Origin of the sequence: Allobrachymonas denitrificans DSM 15123 (assembly GCF_900110225.1) — a bacterium.
GTDB lineage: Bacteria > Pseudomonadota > Gammaproteobacteria > Burkholderiales > Burkholderiaceae_C > Brachymonas > Brachymonas denitrificans.
The window spans coordinates 1-19,835 of sequence record NZ_FOCW01000002.1 but is presented as its reverse complement, the minus strand read 5'-3'; the positions used below and the strand labels follow the sequence as shown (position 1 = coordinate 19,835).

At 62.9% G+C, this 19,835-nt stretch carries 14 protein-coding genes and 2 tRNA genes; 1 reads left to right on the top strand and 15 read right to left on the bottom strand.

From position 1 onward, the window contains the following. The first annotated feature begins 14 nt into the window (after positions 1–14). Positions 15–413, top strand: a complete 399-nt coding sequence (locus tag BMW28_RS06545) for an MliC family protein (protein ID WP_091815646.1) — start codon at positions 15–17, stop codon at positions 411–413. Positions 414–671: 258 nt separating this feature from the next. Here BMW28_RS06545 and BMW28_RS06540 read toward each other — a convergent pair. From BMW28_RS06540 to tuf, 15 genes are all read right to left on the bottom strand, one after another. Next, positions 672–747: transfer RNA gene (locus BMW28_RS06540), tRNA-Phe, on the bottom strand. A 79-nt stretch (positions 748–826) separates the two neighbouring features. Continuing rightward, a complete protein-coding gene (locus tag BMW28_RS06535) occupies positions 827–1,573 on the bottom strand; it encodes a response regulator (RefSeq protein WP_091815644.1) in 747 nt (248 codons plus the stop codon). A 97-nt stretch (positions 1,574–1,670) separates the two neighbouring features. Further along, positions 1,671–4,049 carry a sensor histidine kinase gene (locus BMW28_RS06530; protein ID WP_091815641.1) on the bottom strand — a complete coding sequence of 793 codons (2,379 nt, stop codon included), beginning with the start codon at positions 4,047–4,049 and terminating at the stop codon, positions 1,671–1,673. Positions 4,050–4,065: 16 nt separating this feature from the next. Then, a complete protein-coding gene (locus BMW28_RS06525; protein WP_234970050.1) occupies positions 4,066–4,746 on the bottom strand; it encodes a DUF4390 domain-containing protein in 681 nt (226 codons plus the stop codon). After that, a complete protein-coding gene (rsmB, locus tag BMW28_RS06520; protein ID WP_091815635.1) occupies positions 4,721–6,127 on the bottom strand; it encodes a 16S rRNA (cytosine(967)-C(5))-methyltransferase RsmB in 1,407 nt (468 codons plus the stop codon). Before rsmB ends, BMW28_RS06525 begins: the two co-directional genes overlap by 26 nt. Before the next feature lie 125 nt (positions 6,128–6,252). Further along, positions 6,253–10,500: a DNA-directed RNA polymerase subunit beta' gene (rpoC, locus tag BMW28_RS06515; protein WP_091815632.1), complete on the bottom strand. Its 4,248-nt coding sequence runs from the start codon at positions 10,498–10,500 to the stop codon at positions 6,253–6,255. Between the two features lie 78 nt (positions 10,501–10,578). Continuing rightward, complete coding sequence (gene rpoB / locus BMW28_RS06510) at positions 10,579–14,691, bottom strand: DNA-directed RNA polymerase subunit beta (RefSeq protein WP_091815629.1); 4,113 nt, start codon at positions 14,689–14,691, stop codon at positions 10,579–10,581. Positions 14,692–15,027: 336 nt separating this feature from the next. Further along, a complete protein-coding gene (gene rplL, locus BMW28_RS06505) occupies positions 15,028–15,405 on the bottom strand; it encodes a 50S ribosomal protein L7/L12 (RefSeq protein ID WP_091815627.1) in 378 nt (125 codons plus the stop codon). 45 nt (positions 15,406–15,450) lie between these two features. Next, on the bottom strand, positions 15,451–15,951 hold the full coding sequence (rplJ, locus tag BMW28_RS06500) for a 50S ribosomal protein L10 (protein WP_091815624.1): 501 nt from the start codon (positions 15,949–15,951) through the stop codon (positions 15,451–15,453). 259 nt (positions 15,952–16,210) lie between these two features. Further along, positions 16,211–16,906, bottom strand: a complete 696-nt coding sequence (gene rplA, locus BMW28_RS06495) for a 50S ribosomal protein L1 (protein WP_091815621.1) — start codon at positions 16,904–16,906, stop codon at positions 16,211–16,213. Position 16,907: 1 nt separating this feature from the next. Continuing rightward, positions 16,908–17,339: a 50S ribosomal protein L11 gene (gene rplK / locus BMW28_RS06490; protein WP_091815619.1), complete on the bottom strand. Its 432-nt coding sequence runs from the start codon at positions 17,337–17,339 to the stop codon at positions 16,908–16,910. Positions 17,340–17,454: 115 nt separating this feature from the next. Continuing rightward, entirely contained in the window at positions 17,455–18,024 is a 570-nt protein-coding gene (gene nusG / locus BMW28_RS06485; RefSeq protein WP_091815616.1) for a transcription termination/antitermination protein NusG, read from the bottom strand. Positions 18,025–18,027: 3 nt separating this feature from the next. Further along, positions 18,028–18,408: a preprotein translocase subunit SecE gene (secE, locus tag BMW28_RS06480; RefSeq protein WP_091815613.1), complete on the bottom strand. Its 381-nt coding sequence runs from the start codon at positions 18,406–18,408 to the stop codon at positions 18,028–18,030. A gap of 150 nt (positions 18,409–18,558) precedes the next feature. Further along, positions 18,559–18,634: transfer RNA gene (locus BMW28_RS06475), tRNA-Trp, on the bottom strand. Between the two features lie 10 nt (positions 18,635–18,644). Then, entirely contained in the window at positions 18,645–19,835 is a 1,191-nt protein-coding gene (tuf, locus tag BMW28_RS06470; RefSeq protein ID WP_091815611.1) for an elongation factor Tu, read from the bottom strand.

Below are 19,835 nucleotides of genomic sequence, written 5' to 3'. Positions count from 1 at the left end.
AGGAGGAATGAACGATGCGACACCCCACCCTGGCTTTCCTGATGGCTCCGCTGTTGACGTGCGCCCTAGCGGCATGCAGCAGCACCGCGCCCGGGACACCCGGTCCGGCGCACACCCCGACCAGCGCGAGCGCGGAAGAAGCCGGGCCACCAACCAGCTACGGTGATACCGGCCCGGTGTATGCCGACGCGCAAGGACGTGCCGTCCTGCGCGTACTGTCCGAAGGCCCGGAACAGATCACTGTGAAGGAGCTGGCCAACGGCAGGATTCACTACTTCAAGCAGGTGCCGGCGGCGTCGGGCGTTCGCTATCAGGCTGCTGACGGGACCTTCTTCTGGACCAAGGGGCGCAATGCCATGCTGGGCCGGGGCGAAAAGATCCTGCGTGACGACCTGACGCTGCGGACTCGCTGAGCTGCTGAGCTGCTGGGCTGCTGGGCTGCCGGGCTGCCGGGCTGCCGGGCTGCCGGGCTGCCGGGCTGCCGGGCTGCCGGGCTGCCGGGCTGCCGGGCAAGAAGCATCAGCGGGCAGGGTTCCCCGTGCAAGCCGCAAGGCCGGAATAGGCAACACCCCCTGCGCGTCTGGCCACGCAACTTACCCCTGCCATTCGCGCAAAAGAAAAGCGCCCAAGTCTTTCGAACCTGGGCGCTTGAATATGCACCACTTTTGAAGTGGTGGCTCGGGGCGGAATCGAACCACCGACACGCGGATTTTCAATCCGCTGCTCTACCAACTGAGCTACCGAGCCTGAAGCTGAAATTATAGCGTGGTTTTTACGTTTCTCTCAAGCCCAACAAACTTTTTGCATTTTTCCCGAAAAAACCTGATCAGCTGGCCGCAGCAGACTTCTTCTCGCGGCCGATGTCCACCCCCAGCTGCTTGAGCTTGCGGTACAGGTGGGTGCGCTCCAGGCCGGTCTTTTCTGCCACGCGCGTCATGGAGCCGTTCTCACGCTGCAGGTGGAAGGCGAAGTAGGCGCGTTCGAATTCGTCGCGCGCTTCACGCAGGGGCTTGTCCAGATCGAAGCTCTGGCTGCCGGTTGCCAGCGGCGAGGGGGCTGCAACAGGAGCCACCGGCGCATAGGCAGGAGACACCGCCATCGGCTGCGACTCCGTCTGCATGTGCATTGGTGCCGCATTGGGCGCTGCTGCTCCCCCCACCAGCACGGGCGAGGCGGCACTGACAGGCGCAGCCGCCGGGCGCCGCGCGGGCTCGCGCACCAGCCCCTGCTGCACTGCCTTGAGCAGCTTCTGCATGGTGATGGGTTTCTCGAGGAAGGACTGGGCGCCGATGCGCGTGGCCTCGACTGCCGTGTCAATGGTGGCGTGGCCGCTCATCATGATCACCGGCATGGTCAGCAGACCCTGGCCTGCCCACTCCTTGAGCAGGGTGACACCGTCCGTGTCGGGCATCCAGATATCCAGCAGGACCAGGTCGTAGCTGTTCTCCGCGCGTGCCTTGCGGGCCTCGGCTGCGTTCTCGGCCAGATCCACGGAATGACCCTCGTCATTCAGGATTTCCGAAAGCAGTTCACGAATGCCGTGTTCGTCGTCCACAACCAGAATGTTTGCCATCGTCGTGCGTTGCCTTTCACCGATACGAACTTGTTGCGGCAATGATACAGGGAAATTCAGGCAGTGGCATCCCTGCTGCCGAGAATGCGTGCAACGGTCACATTTGCGGGTGCGAATCCGCAGCCGGGAACAGCAGCGTCACCTGGGCGCCCGCCACTTCTCCCTCCTGCTGGCGGTTGCTGATGGCCAGACGCGCTCCATGGTCATCCGCGATCTTCTTGACCACCGCCAGCCCCAGCCCCGTGCCTTTGGACTTGGTGGTGACATAGGGTTCGAAGGCGCGCTGCAGAATGCTTTCGGGGAAACCGATGCCATGGTCCAGCACACTCAGGCGCACGCGTTGCGTAGCCGGACGCCACTGGGTCTGGATCAGCACGGGCTGTCCGGTGTGGCCTGCCTGCTCCTGCGCATCCTGGGCGTTCTGCAGCAGGTTGTGGATCACCTGACGCAGCTGCTGCGCATCGGCCATGATCAGGTGGCAATCCGGATCCAGCTCGGCTTCGATCGGCACCGGCGTGTTCTCGGCGCCATACAGATGCAGGATGTCCGTTACCAACGCGTTCAGGTCGGTCGGCTCCAGATGGGCGGCCGGCAGGCGGGCGTAGTCGCGGAACTCGTTTACCAGCCGCTTCATCGCATCCACCTGATCGACGATGGTGCGCACGGACTTGGCCAGCACAGCCTGTTCGCGCGGTTCCAGACAGTCCATCAGCTTCATTTCCAGACGCTCGGCCGAGAGCTGGATGGGCGTGAGCGGATTCTTGATTTCATGGGCCAGACGGCGCGCCACCTCGGCCCAGGCCTGCGTGCGCTGCGCCGAAATCAGCGCCGACACATCCTCGAACACCAGCAGGCGCACATTGCTGATGGCGGCATCGGGCAGCAGTGCGCCCCGCAATACCAGCGAGATCACGTCATGCTGCAAGCCTTCGTGCGAGGCGGGGTTGAGCTCCAGCGTATGCTGCCAGTACTCGTGCGTGGTCTTGCTGGCCCAGCGCTCATCCACCTCCGACGCCGGTTCGCTCCCCGGCACATCGACTGTGTCGGCAGGCTGCGGCTGCTCATGCTCGATCAGGCCCTCGAACTGCTGCTGCACCGTCTGCCCCACCTGATGCAGATCGGGAATGTCCTCGAGCCGGTAGCCGAGCAGTTGCGCAGCATCGACGCCCAGAATGCGGCTGGCAGCCGGGTTGGCAGACAGCACCGTGCCATCGGCGGTGAGCAGCATCACGCCGGTACTCAGGTTGTCCAGAATGGTCTGCAGTTCTGAACGCGAAGCGTCCAGTTCCGCCACGCTGTTGGTCAGCGCCTGGCGGGCATCGGCCAGCTGCTGCGTCATGGCGGCAAAGGACTGCGTCAGCCCGCCCAGTTCGTCGTTGCCCTTGTAGATGCTCTTGGGCCGCAAGTCACCCGCCGCCACCTGGCGCACCCCTTCGGCCAGCATCAGCAGCGGACGCGCCAGTTGCGTCGCCAGCATCGCGGCCAGCAGCACGGCCCCGAAAATCGCCAGAATCAGCGTGAGCGTGAGCGTTCCGATGAACATGCGCGACATGCCGGTGCGTGCCAGTGCGCGCTCCTGGTATACGCGGTTGGCCTCCTGTACCGTCAGCGCATTGGCCAGCAGTTCTGCCGGGATCACCTGTACCACCTGCAGCACCCAGACATCGCTTTGCAGCACGAAGTGGCTGGGGCGCACCACCGTATAGGACACCACCCGCGCCCCGCTGGCCCGCGTCGTCTGCTCCGGCCTGACTGGGTCGGCGGTACTCCCGTCTGCCTCCTCGTCCAGACCTTCCATCACCGTCACGACCAGCTCCGTCTTGAGCTGCTCCAGCACGTCCGCCGACGGCGGCAGCTGTGGTTCGGTCAGCTGCGACGCACTGGCGCCGGCAATGCGCTCCCCCTGCGGGCTCCAGAGCACCATGTGGTCGGTATGCTGCTGCAGACGCAGACGCTCGAGTTCCTGCGCCAGATTGAAGCTGGGAACAATCACCAGCTGTTCGGCTGCCGACTCGGTCTTGATGCCCGTATCACGCGCGTACTGATCCAGCAAGTTGCGGCCCAGGTTCAGTCCGGCGTCGAGCGCAGTTTCCACCCGCACGTCGAACCAGCTTTCGATCGAGCGCGTCACGAACTGGTAGGACACCAGATAGATCAATGCGCCAGGCACACTGGCCACCAGCACGAAGGCCGCCGCCAGCTTGAGCAGCAGCCGGCTGCCGAACTTGCCACGCCGGAAACGTGACAGCACACGCCAGGCCATCCAGCTGATGACGGCAAACAGCATGACCGCCACCACCAGGTTGATCACCAGCAGGCGTTCAAAGTTGCGTTCGTAGATCTCGCGGTTGCCGGTGGCCTGCGCCAAGAGGAACATCAGCACCAGCGCGATGGACAGCAGCAGCGACAGGCCGACCATCACGCTCCAGCGCAGGTTGCGCGAACTGCGCCAGAAGGTGCGGAAGGCTTGCAGCATGAAGCGGCCTGTCCTCTCAGCCGGCCGGCTTGCTGATACTTTGCGGAGTCAGGCGGAAAGAGCGTTGCCCGCTCAGGCTCCAGTCCGACTGGCCGGTGGCACCGATCTGCAGCGGGCGCTGCAGCTGCGTCACATCCAGCTTGAAGCTCACGTCCACCGAATAGTTGGAATCGTTGCTCCAGTCTTCACGGTCCAGCACTTTCCAGCTGGAGATGCGCTGGATGGTGGCCAGCGCCCCCTGCAGCGAATCGTAATGCTGGTTGAGCACCACGCCCGTGGCCACCCCACCCCGGTTGAAGGGCTCGGTGCTGACATTGACACGCCACTTGCGCGTCAGCGGCAGGTACATCAGGCGGATATAGCGCTTGTAACTGGAGACTTCCTTGTCCGACCAGTACCAGCGGTAGCGCAAGGTATTGGTCTCGAACATGAAATAGACCGGCACGCCCTTGTCCAGCGTGTCCTTCACCGACTCCGACAGGGTGAACTTGACATTGCCCGTCATGCGCACCGCATCATCGGTCAGCTCGAAGCGCACATCGGTGATGGCCGCTGTATCTGCATGCGCTGGCGACGGAAACACCAGCAGCCACAGCGCCAGCAGCAGGAACAGACCGGCAAGCACCCACGCCCGCAGCCGCTGCGTGCCGGTGGCGGCGCGCAACAAGCTTTCAGGGCTGTTTGGCAAGCAGTGCATAGAAGAATCCATCGTGATCGACCAGGGAGGCAGAAGCAGTACCTGTCCCCAGTGTTCCATTCTCGCCCAGACCGGCATCCTTGTTGTGGTGCTTGGGCAACAGGTGTCCGGGCGCAGCCCGTGCGACGGCATCGGCATGGCGTTGCAGGAAGCCGGCGATCTGCTCCTCGCCCTCCTGCTTGAAGATCGAGCAGGTGCAATACAGCAGATGGCCACCCGGGACCAGCAGGGGCCACAGCGCCTCGAGCAGGCGTTGCTGCTGGGCCGCCAGTTGCGGCACATCCTGCTCTCGGCGCAGCCAGGGCACATCGGGATGGCGGCGCACGATGCCCGAAGCGGTGCATGGCGCATCCAGCAGGATGGCATCGAAGGGCTGGCCATCCCACCAGCTGGCAGGCGCGCCCGCGTCGGCTGCCAGCACCGTCGCCTGCAGGCCGAGGCGCTGCAGGTTGTCGTGGATACGCTGGCAGCGCACCGGATCCACATCCAGTGCGGTGACGGCATGGTCGGCCAGTTCAAGCAGGTGGGCGGTCTTGCCGCCCGGCGCGGCACAGGCATCCAGCACGCGCAAGTTGTTCCCTTGCGGCAAGGCCTCCAGCAACAGGGGCGCTGCCAGCTGGGCCGCCGCGTCCTGCACCGAAATCCAGCCTTCGGCAAACCCCGGCAATTGCTGTACCGGACAGGCCTGGGCAAGCGTGACACCGTGCGCGCCGTTGAGGATGCCCTCGATACCCGCAGGACGCAAATGCTGCTCCAGATAGTCCCGCGCCGACAGATGGCGGACGTTGACGCGCAAGGTCAGCGGCGCCGGCTGCAGGGCCTGATGCACGATGTCGCCGGCCTGCACACCGTAATCCTGCTGAAGGCGCTGCCACCACCAGCGCGGCAGGTTCAGCAACTCCGGATCCCGCTGCGGACTTTGCGCTCTGTATACAACCTCAAGTTCTTCCTGTTCACGCAAGAAGCGCCGCAATACGGCATTGACCAAGCCACCCTGATGCTTCAGACGGGGATGGCGCTTTGCCGCCTCCACCGCCTGATTGACCAGGGTGAAGCCGGTATAGCCTTCGGCGTGCCCGCCGCACTGCTCCGGCTGCGCACGCCAGGCCAGAACCAGTGCGCTGGTCAGCAAGGCATCCAGCAGGGGCGCCGGCTTTTTCGGCACCAGCTGCTCGCGCAACCAGCGCCCAATACCCAGCCCGCGCAACACCTGGTACACCAGTGCCTGCACGCCGGGGCGCAGCCCGGCTGGCACCTGCTCCAGTGCCGTGGCGGTGCTGGAGCCGGCCTGCACCTGCTGAACCACCTGGGCCACCTGCTGCAGCTGCTGCCACAACGGGACATTCCTGGGCGATGTCTTGTGCGCGTTCTGTTCGCTCATGGGTCAGGCTTTCTGCATCACCAACAAAAAACCCGGACTGCCGCAGCAATCCGGGTGGAGGGAACGACCTTCGTCATCCAGTCTCGGGGGCAGCCGCGTAACGGTGAGCTGCGCGGCCTGTCCGATCAGTCTTCGGAACCATCACCCACGGCTGCATCGGAGGCGGGAGCCGCGTCGCCGGACTCGGCCGCTTCCATGGCTTCCTGCAGCGACAGCTCTTCGGCCTCGGCGATGGCGCGGCGCTCGGCCTCGTCCATCTCGTCCTTGGCCTTGCGTGCCTGGTGGTAGGCCATGCCGGTACCGGCCGGGATCAGACGACCCACGATCACGTTTTCCTTCAGGCCACGCAGCTCGTCGCGCTTGCCCATGATGGCAGCCTCGGTCAGCACGCGCGTGGTTTCCTGGAAGGAAGCGGCGGAGATGAACGAGTCGGTGGACAGCGATGCCTTGGTGATACCCAGCAGCAGGTTGCTGTAGGTAGCAGGCATCTTTTCCTCGGCGCGCAGGGCGTCGTTGGTGTTCAGCATCTCGCTGCGCTCGACCTGTTCACCGGCGATGTAGCTGGAGTCGCCCGGGTTCTCGACCACGACACGGCGCAGCATCTGGCGCACGATCACCTCGATGTGCTTGTCGTTGATCTTCACACCCTGCAGGCGGTACACGTCCTGCACTTCGTCCACGATGTAGCGTGCCAGTTCCTCGATGCCCAGCAGGCGCAGGATGTCCTGCGGATCGGCCGGACCGTCGACGATGCTCTCGCCCTTGTTCACCACCTGGCCTTCGTGCACCAGGATGTTCTTCTCCTTGGGCACCAGTTCTTCCCAGACCTTGCCTTCCGGATCGGTGATCTGCAGACGCACCTTGCCCTTGGTTTCCTTGCCGAAGGAGATGGTACCGGTCATCTCTGCCAGCACGCCCTTGTCTTTCGGCGTACGGGCTTCGAACAACTCGGCCACGCGCGGCAGACCACCCACGATGTCGCGGGTCTTCTGGCCTTCCATCGGGATACGCGCCAGCACTTCGCCGGGGCCCACTTCCTGGTCGTCGCGCACCTGAATCAGCGCGCCCACCTGGAAGCCGATGGTCACGGAGTGGTCGGTGCCCGGAATCTTCACTTCCTTGCCTTCGGCGTCGATCAGCTTCACCTGCGGGCGCACCACCTTGGTGGAGCCGCGGCGCTTCGGATCGATCACCACCAGCGTGGACAGGCCGGTCACTTCGTCGACCTGCTTGGCCACCGTCAGGCCTTCCTCGATGTTCTCGAACTTCACCTGACCGGCGTATTCGGTAATGATCGGGCGGGTCAGCGGATCCCAGTTGGCCAGGATGGTACCGGCCTTGACCTGCTGGTCGGGCTTGATCGACAGGATGGCACCATAGGGCACCTTGTGACGCTCGCGCTCGCGGCCGTTGTCGTCCACGATGATGATCTCGCCGGAACGTGAAATCACCACCAGGTCGCCCTTGCTGTTGCTCACGTAACGCATGGTCGAGTTGAAGCCGATGTAGCCGTTGGAGCGCGCTTCCACGCTGCTGGCAATGGCTGCACGCGATGCCGCACCACCGATGTGGAAGGTACGCATGGTCAGCTGGGTACCCGGTTCACCGATGGACTGGGCGGCAATCACGCCGACCGCCTCACCGACGTTCACCAGGCCACCGCGGCCCAGGTCGCGGCCGTAGCACTTGGCGCACAGGCCGAAGCGCGTTTCGCAGGTCAGTGCGGTGCGCACCTTCACCTCGTCCACGCCGGCGGCTTCCAGGGCGTCGATCATGTCCTCGTCGAACATCTCGCCGGCCTTGGTCACCACTTCCTGCGTTTCGGGGTGCAGCACGTCGTCGGCCGCGGAACGGCCCAGGATACGCTCGCGCAGCGATTCGATCACCTCACCGCCTTCGACGATGGCGCGCATCACCTGGCCGTCATGGGTACCGCAATCCTCTTCGGTCACGACCAGATCCTGCGTCACGTCCACCAGACGGCGGGTCAGGTAACCCGAGTTGGCCGTCTTCAGTGCCGTATCCGCCAGACCCTTACGGGCACCGTGCGTCGAGATGAAGTACTGCAGCACGTTCAGGCCTTCGCGGAAGTTCGCGGTAATCGGCGTCTCGATAATCGAGCCGTCCGGCTTGGCCATCAGGCCTCGCATGCCCGCCAGCTGACGGATCTGGGCTGCAGAGCCCCGCGCGCCGGAGTCGGCCATCATGTAGATGGAGTTGAAAGACTCCTGGTCCACTTCCTTGCCGTGGCGGTCGGTGGTCTTCTGCTTGGCCAGCTGGCTCATCATCACCTTGGAGACGTCGTCACCGGCCTTGCCCCAGATGTCCACCACCTTGTTGTAGCGCTCGCCCGCGGTCACCAGACCGGAAGCGTACTGCTGCTGGATCTCCTTCACTTCCGCTTCGGCGCGGCCGATGATCTCGGCCTTTTCCGGCGGCACCAGCATGTCGCCAATGGAGATGGAGATGCCGGCCTTGGTCGCCAGACGGAAACCGTTCTGCAGCAGCTTGTCGGCAAACACCACGGTTTCCTTCAGGCCGCACTTGCGGAACGAGCTGTTGATCAGCTTGGAGATTTCCTTTTTCTTCAGCGGCTTGTCCAGCACGCTGAACGGCAGGCCCTTGGGCAGGATTTCGCTCAGCAGCGCACGGCCCACGGTGGTTTCGACCAGCTTGGTGGACGGAATGAACTCGCCGGTGGCCTTGTCCTTGCTGTACTCGGTCAGACGCACGCTGATGCGGCTGGTGAGTTCCACTTCCTTGGCTTCCAGGGCACGCTCGACTTCGCCGATGTCGGCAAACACCATGCCTTCGCCCTTGCCGTTGATGCGCTCGCGGGTCGTGTAGTACAGACCCAGCACCATATCCTGCGACGGCACGATGGACGGTTCGCCCGAAGCGGGGAACAGCACGTTGTTCGATGCCAGCATCAGGGTACGCGCTTCCAGCTGCGCCTCGACGGACAGCGGTACGTGCACGGCCATCTGGTCACCGTCGAAGTCGGCGTTGAACGCGGAACAGACCAGCGGGTGCAGCTGGATGGCCTTGCCTTCGATCAGGATCGGCTCAAAGGCCTGGATACCCAGACGGTGCAGCGTCGGCGCACGGTTCAGCAGAACCGGGTGCTCCTTGATGACCTCTTCCAGGATGTCCCAGACGATCGGGTTGTTGTTCTCGACTTCCTTCTTCGCCGCCTTGATGGTGGTGGCGATGCCCATGGCTTCCAGACGGGCAAAGATGAAGGGCTTGAACAGCTCCAGCGCCATCAGCTTGGGCAGACCGCACTGGTGCAGCTTCAGGGTCGGGCCCACGGTAATCACGGAGCGGCCGGAGTAGTCGACGCGCTTGCCCAGAAGGTTCTGGCGGAAGCGGCCGCTCTTGCCCTTGATCATGTCGGCCAGCGACTTGAGCGCGCGCTTGTTGGCGCCCGTCATGGCCTTGCCACGGCGGCCGTTGTCCAGCAGGCTGTCCACGGACTCCTGCAGCATGCGCTTCTCGTTGCGCGCGATGATTTCCGGAGCCTTCAGTTCCAGCAGACGACGCAGACGGCTGTTGCGGTTGATGACGCGGCGGTACAGGTCGTTCAGGTCGGAGGTGGCGAAGCGGCCGCCATCCAGCGGAACCAGCGGACGCAGGTCCGGCGGCAGCACCGGCAGCACTTCCATGATCATCCACTCGGGCTTGATGCCGGACTTCTTGAATGCTTCCAGCACCTTCAGGCGCTTCGCATTCTTCTTGACCTTGACTTCGGAGCCGGTCAGGTCGCCACGCAGGCGCTCGATCTCGGACTCGATGTCCATGTTCTCGAGCAGTTCCTTGATGCCCTCGGCACCCATCTTGGCCTGGAATTCGTCGCCGTATTCCATGACGTTCTTGTCATAGTCGTCCTCGGACATGATGCTGAACTTCTTCAGCGGGGTCATGCCGGGATCGGTCACGACGTACGCTTCGAAGTACAGCACGCGCTCGATGTCGCGCAGCGTCATGTCGAGCACCAGACCCAGACGGGACGGCAGGCTCTTCAGGAACCAGATGTGGGCACAGGGCGCAGCCAGGTCGATGTGGCCCATGCGCTCGCGGCGCACCTTGGTCTGGGTCACTTCCACGCCGCACTTCTCGCAGATCACGCCGCGGTGCTTCAGGCGCTTGTACTTGCCGCACAGGCACTCGTAGTCCTTGATGGGGCCGAAGATCTTGGCGCAGAACAGGCCGTCACGCTCGGGCTTGAAGGTACGGTAGTTGATGGTCTCGGGCTTCTTCACTTCGCCGAAGGACCAGGAACGGATTTTCTCGGGCGATGCCAGGCCGATCTTGATGGCATCGAAATGCTCATCGGGCTTGATTTGTTTGAACAGGTCGAGCAATGATTTCATGGTGACTCTTTCCTAAAACGGATTCGAAACGGGAACGGGGGATGACAGCGGGCAGCGCCTCGCGCCGCCCTGCCTCGATCAGCCGCGTTCCAGTTCGATATCGATACCCAGCGAGCGGATTTCCTTGACCAGCACGTTGAACGATTCCGGCATGCCGGCATCGATGGCGTGCTCGCCCTTGACGATGTTCTCGTACACCTTGGTACGGCCCTGCACGTCGTCCGACTTCACGGTCAGCATTTCCTGCAGCACGTAGCTGGCGCCATAGGCCTCCAGCGCCCACACTTCCATCTCACCGAAACGCTGGCCACCGAACTGGGCCTTGCCGCCCAGCGGCTGTTGCGTCACCAGCGAGTACGGGCCGGTCGAGCGTGCGTGCATCTTGTCGTCCACCAGGTGGTGCAGCTTCAGGTAGTGCATGTAGCCGATGGTGGTCGGGCGCTCGAAGCGCTCGCCGGTACGGCCGTCATGCAGCCAGGCCTGGGTACGGCTCTCGGTCAGACCCTTGGCCTGCGCCACGTCGTCCGGATAGGCCACCTTCAGCATGTCGCGGATTTCCGCTTCGGAAGCACCGTCGAACACCGGCGTGGCGAACGGCATGCCGCCCGTCAGGTTTTTGGCCATGCTCAGCAGTTCGTCATCGCTCAGATTTGCCAGGGTTTCCTTGCGGCCCGAGCGGTTGTAGACGTCTTCCAGGTAGGCGCGCACTTCGGCTGCCTTGGCGTTTTCCTGCAGCATGTCGCCGATGCGCTGGCCAATGCCCTTGCCGGCCCAGCCCAGGTGCACTTCCAGCACCTGGCCGATGTTCATGCGCGAGGGCACGCCCAGCGGGTTCAGCACGATGTCGCACGGAGTACCGTCGGCCATGTACGGCATGTCTTCCACCGGCAGGATCTTGGAGACCACGCCCTTGTTGCCGTGGCGGCCGGCCATCTTGTCACCCGGTTGCAGGCGGCGCTTGACGGCCAGGTAGACCTTGACCATCTTCAGCACGCCGGCGGGCAGCTCATCGCCCTGCGTCAGCTTCTTGCGCTTCTCTTCGAAGGCCAGATCGAAGTTGTGGCGCGTGGCTTCCAGCGACTTCTTGATGCTTTCCAGTTGGTCGGCGACGGACTCGTCGGCCGGACGGATGTCGAACCAGTGGTACTTGTCCAGTGCATCCAGGTAAGCCGCCTCGATGGTGCTGCCACGGGCCAGCTTCTGCGGGCCGCCGTTGGCGGTCTTGCCGATCAGGATCTTGCGCAGACGGTCCATGGCATCGGCTTCCACGATGCGCATCTGGTCGTTCAGGTCCAGACGGAAACGCTTCAGCTCGTCGTCGATGATCTGCTGGGCACGCTTGTCGCGCTGGATGCCTTCACGGGTGAACACCTGCACGTCGATCACGGTACCGCTGGAACCCTGGTCCACACGCAGCGAGGTATCCTTCACGTCGCTGGCCTTCTCACCGAAGATGGCGCGCAGCAGCTTCTCTTCCGGCGTCAGCGTGGTCTCGCCCTTGGGCGTGACCTTGCCCACCAGCACGTCGCCGGGGTTCACTTCCGCACCCACATAGATGATGCCGGAGTCGTCCAGACGGTTCAGCTGCACTTCGCTCAGGTTCGGGATATCACGCGTGATTTCCTCGGCACCCAGCTTGGTGTCGCGCGCCATCACCACCAGTTCCTCGATGTGGATGGAGGTGTAGCGGTCATCGGCCACCACGCGCTCGCTGATCAGGATCGAGTCCTCGAAGTTGTAGCCGTTCCAGGGCATGAAGGCGATCAGCATGTTCTGGCCGATGGCGATCTCGCCCAGGTCGGTCGACGCGCCGTCGGCGATCACATCACCCTTTGCCAGCACGTCGCCGCGCTGGACGATCGGACGCTGGTGGATGTTGGTGTTCTGGTTGGAACGCTGGTACTTGATCAGGTTGTAGATGTCCACACCCACTTCACCGGCCACGGCTTCGTTGTCGTTCACGCGCACCACGATGCGGGTGCCGTCGACATAGTCCACCACGCCGCCACGCTGCGCCGTCACCACGGTGCCGGAGTCGACAGCAGCCACGCGCTCGATGCCGGTACCCACCATGGGCTTCTCGGGACGCAGCACGGGCACGGCCTGACGCGACATGTTGGCGCCCATCAGTGCGCGGTTCGCGTCATCGTGCTCCAGGAACGGCACCAGGGCAGCGGCCACGGAGGCGATCTGCGCGGGCGACACGTCCATGTACTGCACGGCGGACGGATCGATCAGGATGGATTCACCTTTTTCGCGGGCAGACACCAGTTCGCCGCTCAGACGGCCTTCGGCATCCAGCTCGGCGTTGGCCTGGGCGATGACGTACTTGCCTTCCTCGATGGCGGACAGGTAGTCGACGTCATTCGTCACCTTGCCGTCCACCACGCGGCGGTACGGGGTTTCGATGAAACCGTATTCGTTCAGCTGGGCGTACAGCGCCAGCGAGTTGATCAGACCGATGTTCGGGCCTTCCGGCGTTTCGATCGGGCAGACGCGGCCGTAGTGGGTCACGTGCACGTCACGCACCTCGAAGCCGGCGCGCTCGCGCGTCAGACCGCCCGGGCCCAGTGCGGAGACACGGCGCTTGTGCGTGATCTCGGACAGCGGGTTGGTCTGGTCCATGAACTGGCTCAGCTGGGACGCACCGAAGAACTCCTTCAGCGCCGCAGAGATCGGCTTGGAGTTGATCAGGTCATGCGGCATCAGCGGCTCTTGCTCGGCCTGACCCAGACGCTCCTTCACGGCCTTCTCGATACGCGCCAGACCGGTGCGGAACTGGTTCTCGGCCAGTTCGCCCACGCAACGCACGCGGCGGTTGCCCAGGTGGTCGATGTCATCGACTTCGCCACGGCCATTGCGCAGGTCGACCAGCGTCTTGACCACGGCCATGATGTCCTCGTTGGACAGCACCATGGCGCCTTCGGCTTCATCGCGGCCAATGCGGGCGTTGAACTTCATGCGGCCCACACGCGACAGGTCGTAGCTGTCCTCGCTGTAGAACAGGCGGTGGAACAGCGCCTGCACGGCGTCTTCCGTCGGCGGCTCGCCGGGGCGCATCATGCGGTAGATGGCCACGCGCGCGGCAAACTCGTCGGCCGTGTCGTCGGTGCGCAGGGTCTGGCTGATGTAGGCGCCCTGATCCAGCTCGTTGGTGAAGATGGCGGCGATGTCCTGCACGCCGGCTTCACGCAGCTTCTTCAGCAGCGCTTCGGTCAGCTCGTCGTTGGCCTTGGCGATGATTTCGCCGGTTTCCTCGTCGATGATGTTGTTGGCAACGACGCGACCCAGCAGGAAGTCCTCGGGCACGCTGATGTGGCTGGTCTTGCCGGCTTCCAGGTCGCGGATGTGGCGCGCGGTGATGCGCTTGTCCTTGGCCACGATGACCTTGCCATCCTTGTCCGTGATGTCGAAACGGGCAACCTCACCCTTCAGACGCTCGGGCACCAGCTCCATCTGGGCGCCGCTGTCCATCAGGCGGAAGTGGTCGTTGACGAAGAAGTTGGCCAGGATCTGTTCGGGGTTCAGGCCGATGGCCTTGAGCAGGATGGTGACCGGCATCTTGCGACGACGGTCGACACGGAAGTACAGGATGTCCTTCGGATCGAATTCGAAGTCCAGCCAGGAGCCGCGGTAGGGAATGATGCGGGCGCTGAACAGCAGCTTGCCCGAGCTGTGCGTCTTGCCCTTGTCGTGTTCGAAGAACACGCCGGGCGAACGGTGCAGCTGGGACACGATCACGCGCTCGGTACCGTTGATGATGAAGGAGCCCTTGTCGGTCATCAGGGGCACTTCGCCCATGTAGACTTCCTGCTCCTTCACTTCCTTCACCACCTTGGACTGGGCGGTGGATGCGTCGCGGTCATAGATGATCAGCTGCACGCGGGCACGCACGGCGGAGCCGAAGCTCAGGCCACGCGTCTGGCACTCGCGCACGTCGAACGCGGGCTTGGCCAGGTTGTACTCGATGAACTTCATCTCGACATAGCCATTGTGGGAGACAATGGGGAATGCCGATTCGAACGCGGCCTGCAGGCCTTCCGGCTTGCGTTTCTGGGGCGGCACATCCTTCTGCAGGAACGCCGTATAGGCGTCGCGCTGCATTTGCAGCAGATACGGGATCTTCAGCACGCTGTCGCGGCTGCCGAAACTCTTGCGGATGCGTTTGCGTTCGGTATAGGTGTAAGACATGAACTCTCCAGGTGAAGACGTGGGCGGCAAGGACTGGGTCCTCAGTCTTTCCTCGAATGTGGGACCGGGCTGCGCTTGCCCGGCAAAGCTTGGTGGCTGGCCCCTACCAGCCATTGGCAGACGGTTGCGCGTTGCACGCAACCCGAACCAAGGGTCTTCCGCCATCGGGAACAGAAGACACGTTCAAGCACATCCGGCATGGGCCTCGTGATGGCTGCACTTGAAGGTGTGTTCTGACTGTCCGGCTGCGGATTCCGGCACTGCAAATCCGCTGCAAGACAGAAACACCAAAGGCTGGAACACCCTTGCAGGCGTTCCAGCCCCGGAAAAACCCAATTACTTGAGTTCTGCCTTGGCGCCAGCTTCCACCAGCTTCTTCTGAGCGGCTTCTGCGTCGGCCTTGGGCATGGCTTCCTTGATGGTCTTGGGAGCGCCGTCCACCAGGTCCTTGGCTTCTTTCAGGCCCAGGCCGGTGATCTCGCGCACCACCTTGATGACGCCAACCTTCTGGGCGCCAGCTTCGGTCAGGACCAGATCGAAATCGGTCTTCTCTTCAGCAGCAGCAGCACCGCCAGCAGCGCCACCAGCAGCGGGAGCAGCCATGGCAGCTGCGCTCACGCCAAACTTCTCTTCGATGGCTTTCACCAGCTCGTTGAGTTCCATGACCGACATCGTGTCCAGGGCGGTCAAAAATGCGTCTTTATCGAATGCCATTTTGTTTTTCCTAAATAATGAATTGGTGCGTCGAACGCCAGCGCCTTATGCGGCAGCCGGTTCGCCTTTTTTCTCTGCCAGAGCCGCCAGCACGCGCGCGGTGCGCGAGACGGGCGACATGAGCAAGCCACACAGCTGGGACAGCAGGACTTCCTTGGTAGGAATGCTGGCCAGTTGCTTAACGCCGTTGGCATCCAGAGCCTTGCCGTCGTACACGCCGCCACGGATGACCAGCTTGTCGTTGGTCTTGGCGAAATCGGCTACCACCTTGGCGGCGGCAACTGCGTCTTCGGAAAAGCCATAGATCAGCGGACCGGTCATCTGCTCGGCGGCCGATTCAAAGCTGCTGCCAGCCACTGCACGGCGAGCCAGCGTGTTCTTCAACACGCTCAGCGTCACGCCGTTGCTGCGTGCCTGGTTGCGCAGCTCGGTCATCTGGGCCACCGTGATGCCACGGTATTCCGCCATCACGAGCGTTTGAGCTTTAGCGGCGAGTTCGGTCACTTCGCTGATGACCGCTTCCTTCTCACTGCGATTGAGACTCAAGATCTACTCCTTAATATGTGCACCGGAAAAACTCCGGCACACGCCCTTGTTGCAGCGACCAACTCACTTTCAGGTGCCTGCAGGCCGAAACCTGCAAGGCGAAATCCTTCTGGTGCGGGATCGCCATCTGCGTTGGCTGATGAATTAAGTGCCTCAACTGCCGGCACGCCAACGGTCTTGGATGACCCGCAGCAGACTTGCGTCCACCGCGACCCACCACATGCGCCGGTTGCCCGGCGCAAATTTTTTGCCCTGGCGATTAAGCCGTCAGGGACTGGGTATCGACGCGAACGCCAACACCCATGGTAGAGGACACAGCCACCTTGCGCAGGTAGACGCCCTTGCTGGAAGCCGGCTTGGCCTTGTTCAGGGCCTCGATCAGCGCCAGCAGGTTGCCCTGCAGCTTCTCGTCGTCGAAGGAACGACGACCGATGGTGCCGTGGATGATGCCGGCCTTGTCAACGCGGAACTGGACCTGGCCAGCCTTGGCGTTCTTGACAGCGGTAGCGACATCGGGAGTCACGGTGCCGACCTTGGGGTTCGGCATCAGGCCGCGCGGGCCCAGGATCTGGCCCAGCGTACCCACCACGCGCATGGCGTCGGGAGCAGCGATGACCACGTCGAACGGCATGTTGCCGGCCTTGACTTCGGCGGCCAGGTCGTCCATGCCCACCACGTCGGCGCCAGCAGCCTTGGCTTCTTCAGCCTTGGCACCCTGGGCGAACACGGCAACGCGCTTGGTCTTGCCGGTGCCGTTGGGCATCACGACGGCGCCACGCACCACCTGGTCGGATTTCTTGGCGTCCACGCCCAGCTGCACGGCCACGTCGATGGATTCATCGAACTTGGCGTTGGCGCACTCTTTCACCAGAGCCAGCGCATCAGCGATGGCGTACAGCTTGGTGGCTTCCACCTTGCCTTCGGAGGCTTTCTGTTTCTTGGTCAGCTTGGCCATGTCACACACCCTCCACAGTCACGCCCATGGAACGGGCGGAGCCAGCGATGGTACGCACGGCGGCGTCCAGATCGGCGGCAGTCAGATCCTTCATCTTGGTCTTGGCGATTTCTTCCAGCTGTTCGCGGGTGATCTTGCCAACCTTGTCGGTATGCGGCTTGGCGGAGCCCTTGTCCAGCTTGATGGCCTTCTTGATCAGGGTGGCAGCCGGAGGGGTCTTGATGATGAACGTGAAGCTCTTGTCCGCGAAGGCGGTAATCACCACCGGCAGCGGCAGACCGGGCTCGACGCCCTGGGTCTGGGCGTTGAACGCCTTGCAGAATTCCATGATGTTCAGACCGCGCTGGCCCAGAGCGGGACCAATCGGCGGCGACGGGTTGGCTTTGCCAGCCGGCACTTGCAGCTTGATAAAGCCGACGATTTTCTTCGCCATGCTATTTCTCCTTGCGGGTGATAACGCCTGTGTTTGCAGGCTCCCCGGGGTTACGATCCTTCAATGACGGTACTGCGCGGACCAGAAACGCAGCACCCGAAAACTTGCAGACCGGTCAGGTCTTCTCGATCTGGGAAAACTCCAGCTCGACCGGCGTGGCGCGACCAAAGATGGTGACGGACACACGCAGCTTGTTCTTCTCGTAGTTGACTTCCTCGATGCTGCCGTTGAAGTCCGCAAACGGACCTTCCTTGACACGCACCATTTCGCCCACTTCGAATTCCACCTTGTGGCGCGGCTTCTCGCTGCCTTCCTGCATCTGGCTGACGATCTTCTGCACATCAGCCTGGGAAATCGGCACCGGACGGTTGCGCGCACCACCGACGAAGCCCGTAACCTTGCTGGTCTGCTTGACCAGATGCCAGGCATCGTCGTCCATGATCATCTCGACCAGCACGTAGCCCGGAAAGAACTTGCGCTCGGTCGTCTTCTTCTGGCCGTTCTTGACTTCGACCACTTCTTCGGTCGGCACCAGGATGCGACCGAACTTGGCTTCCATGCCCGCACGCGCAATGCGCTCGCGGATGTTGCGCTCCACAGCGCGCTCCATGCCGGAATACGCCTGCACGACGTACCAGCGGAAATCGGGATTGGCAGCTGCTTCCAGCATTTGGTTCTCAGACATGACTTACCTCCAACCCAGCACCAGGCTGTACAACACCCACTCGAGGGTCTTGTCCGTCAGCCACAGGAACAGCGACATCACCAGCGCAAACGCAAACACGAACATGGTGGTCTGCGTAGCCTCCTTGCGGGTCGGCCACACCACCTTGCGCAGCTCGCGCATGGCCTCGCGACCGAAATCGACCAGACCCTTGCCGGCCGCCGACTGCAGGAACACCGCCACACCCGCCAGCACGCCAACAATCAGTGCACCCCACTGGGCATAGACGCCCTGCGGCGCAAGCATGAAATAGGCAACGAAACCCGCCAGCACCAGCAGCAACGCCACTGCAAGCTTGGCTTTGTCGGCACCCGTGGTAACCGTTTCAACCTGAGATGTAGCCATGAGGCAATTCCACTATTCCTGGATTCGGGCGCAGCGCGCAGCAGATGCGCGTGGCAAGCCTACGAGAGGCGAAGCCAAATATTGTAGCCCAGAAAGACAAGACAGTAAAGCCCGCACGGAGCGGGCTTTACCTATTTACCACAGATTATGTGGCAGGGGCAGAGGGAATCGAACCCCCAACCTTCGGTTTTGGAGACCGACGCTCTGCCAATTGAGCTATACCCCTACAAATCACCTTACGCGATGATCTTGGCAACAACGCCGGCGCCGACGGTACGGCCGCCTTCGCGGATGGCGAAACGCAGACCTTCTTCCATGGCGATCGGGGCGATCAGCTTGACGGTGATCGACACGTTGTCACCCGGCATCACCATTTCCTTGTCGGCCGGCAGCTCGATGGCGCCAGTCACGTCGGTGGTGCGGAAGTAGAACTGCGGACGGTAGTTGTTGAAGAACGGCGTGTGACGGCCACCTTCGTCCTTGGACAGAACATACACCTCGGCGGTGAACTCGGTGTGCGGCTTGATGGAGCCCGGCTTGCACAGCACCTGGCCGCGCTCGACGTCTTCACGCTTGGTGCCGCGCAGCAGGATACCCACGTTGTCGCCAGCCTGGCCCTGATCCAGCAGCTTGCGGAACATTTCCACGCCCGTGCAGGTCGTCTTCTGGGTTTCCTTGATACCGACGATCTCGATTTCCTCGCCGACCTTGATGATGCCGCGCTCGACGCGACCGGTCACCACGGTACCGCGGCCGGAGATGGAGAACACGTCTTCCACCGGCATCAGGAACGCACCGTCAACAGCACGCTCGGGAGCGGGGATGTAGGAGTCCAGCGCCTCGGCCAGCTGCATGATGGCGCCTTCGCCCAGCTCGCCCGTGTCGCCTTCCAGCGCCAGCTTGGCAGAACCCTTGATGATGGGGGTGTCGTCGCCGGGGAAGTCGTACTTGCTCAGCAGTTCGCGCACTTCCATCTCGACCAGTTCCAGCAGCTCGGCGTCATCAACCATGTCGCACTTGTTCAGGAACACGATGATGTAGGGCACGCCCACCTGGCGGGACAGCAGGATGTGTTCGCGGGTCTGGGGCATCGGGCCGTCAGCGGCGGAGCACACCAGAATGGCGCCGTCCATCTGGGCAGCACCGGTAATCATGTTCTTCACGTAGTCGGCGTGGCCGGGGCAGTCAACGTGCGCGTAGTGGCGGTTGGCCGTCTCGTACTCGACGTGCGAGGTGTTGATCGTGATGCCGCGGGCCTTCTCTTCGGGCGCGTTGTCGATCTGGCTGTAGTCACGCGCTTCGCCGCCGAACTTCTTGGACAGCACCGTGGCGATTGCCGCAGTCAGGGTGGTCTTGCCGTGGTCCACGTGACCGATGGTGCCGACGTTCACGTGCGGCTTGGTCCGTTCAAACTTTTCCTTGGCCAT